Source organism: Bartonella capreoli, assembly GCF_902813205.1.
GTDB classification, from domain to species: Bacteria; Pseudomonadota; Alphaproteobacteria; order Rhizobiales; family Rhizobiaceae; genus Bartonella; species Bartonella schoenbuchensis.
Map to the genome: position 1 here is coordinate 1 of NZ_CADDZX010000039.1, position 1,801 is coordinate 1,801.

The 1,801-nt window shown below is 39.3% G+C and carries 2 protein-coding genes and 1 pseudogene; all 3 read left to right on the forward strand.

What is annotated here, in order from left to right; all coding sequences use genetic code 11:
• Positions 1-184 (forward strand): annotated as a pseudogene (locus J7R05_RS07035) (hypothetical protein); the annotation flags it as partial.
• Positions 174-1,241 carry a DUF1376 domain-containing protein gene (locus J7R05_RS07040; RefSeq protein ID WP_208541749.1) on the forward strand — a complete coding sequence of 356 codons (1,068 nt, stop codon included), beginning with the start codon at positions 174-176 and terminating at the stop codon, positions 1,239-1,241. The pseudogene J7R05_RS07035 and the gene J7R05_RS07040, both read left to right, overlap by 11 nt.
• Positions 1,231-1,647, forward strand: a complete 417-nt coding sequence (locus tag J7R05_RS07045; protein ID WP_208541750.1) for a hypothetical protein — start codon at positions 1,231-1,233, stop codon at positions 1,645-1,647. Before J7R05_RS07040 ends, J7R05_RS07045 begins: the two co-directional genes overlap by 11 nt.
• Positions 1,648-1,801 lie beyond the last annotated feature (154 nt).

Consider the following 1,801-nt stretch of genomic DNA (forward strand, 5'->3'; position numbering starts at 1 on the left):
TTCTCATTTATCAAGTTTGTGCAGCTGTTCAGTGTGGACGTTTCGAAACATATTAGAATCTTTAATGAGCCGTGGTTATATCATTCGTTTAGAGAGTGGCCGTTTGTGGTACACATCATCAGCAGTTGATCTTGATATCAGTAATATATCTTCAGAAAGAGAGGGGGAAAGCTATGTCAACTAAATTACCTTGGGTTCGAAATTTCTATGAAGAATGGATCATGGATTTTTCTGGTACAAGTGCAGCAGAGAAAGCTACTTATATGACACTCACTGCTCTCATGTATCGAGCACAAGAACCAATTTGGGAAGAGATTACTACATTAGCGCGTCGTATTGGTTGTTCAGTAAATGCTCTTAACAAGACACTAGATCTTTTGTTGCGTAAGGGAAAAATTATCCGTTTAGAAGATGGCCGTTTATGGAGTCAGCAAGTTGAAGAAGAGCTAAAAGACTGCAATGATAATTTAAATAAGCGCTCAGAAAAGGCTATAAAAGCCGCGAATACTAGAAGAAATAAGCACAAAGATAACTCATCACAAGATCACGATGAAATCATGATGATGTCATCACAAAGTCATGATGATGACATGATGACTTCATCACGACAACACATTAACAATAACATATATAAAAAAACTAACACTATCGTGTTATCAAAAAAAGAAAATGCTTCAGAAGATTTAGCAACTGAAGTTTCGGTTCAAAGTGAAACAACCGATGATGCTGTTGAGCAGCATTTGGATCACGATACCCCCACATCAGAAAACCAATCACCCGCTTCACAGCAAAAAAGCACTGAAAAGAAAACCAAGCGGTCTGGAGATAAACGGGGATGTCGCATTCCTGAGGATTTCGAACCTGATTACGATTTTGCCATTCAAGAGGGATTGCCTCCAGAGCGGGTTAAAATCGAGATTGCAAAATTTCGGGATTATTGGAAAGCCAAGTCTGGTCAAGGTGCAACCAAAACGGATTGGCCAGCAACATGGCGTAACTGGGTAAGAAAGGCTGTCGAGGATCTTAAGAAAGGAAAAAACTATGGAAAACCAGGCGTTGAACAAACAAAACAACAACGTGGGTGGAATTATCGAGTTGCACAGCACATGTCCAATATCAAAAATTCAGATAATGTTTTCAAATTTTTATTCGAGGATGACGAAAGAACCGCCGTTCCTTTGGAAAACGGGGCAAAAACCATCGATTGCAGAAGCGAAGAAAGCTACCTCATTGGTCCATGATGCCTTGAAGAAACTTGAGAAAAAAGCCACTGAGGAAGAAATCCAGACGGCGTATCTTGTCCTTTCAAGTGGTTTAAAAAGCCAATTGGGATCAGATGAAAAATCAACATCACTTGCGTATTTCTACGCTCTTGATGGCATAAGCAGCTGGGTATTGCAAACAGCTACAAAGGATGCCTTGAAAGGAAAAGCAGAAGGGTTAAACACGACCTTTATGCCATCAACAGCAGATTTTTATCATTACTGTGAAAAACTTGAAAACCGTATTCGCACAAGGGCTAGTTGTATTCTTAAAAATCTTCAAAAGCCCGAGTTAGAGAGCAGGAGGCAGGAGAAATTGGTAACGTCAGAACGTCTGGAAGCTTTTCAAAAAGAACTTCGCAAAATATTTGAGACAGCAAAATAGAGAAAAGTGCTGATCATTTTTGGATTAGATATGCATTTAAATCGACAGAAAGGCACCTTAGAGAGAGATTTGGAAGTTTTTTGATGAATTCCACATCTGAAACATAAAACGCTCTGTACGGGGCTAATTTAAGGAAATTAGAACAGATGCGAAA

Coding starts and splice junctions, on each gene's coding strand:
- J7R05_RS07040 (WP_208541749.1), top strand. CDS start 174: ATGTCAACTAAATTACCTTGGGTTCGAAATTTCTATGAAGAATGGATC.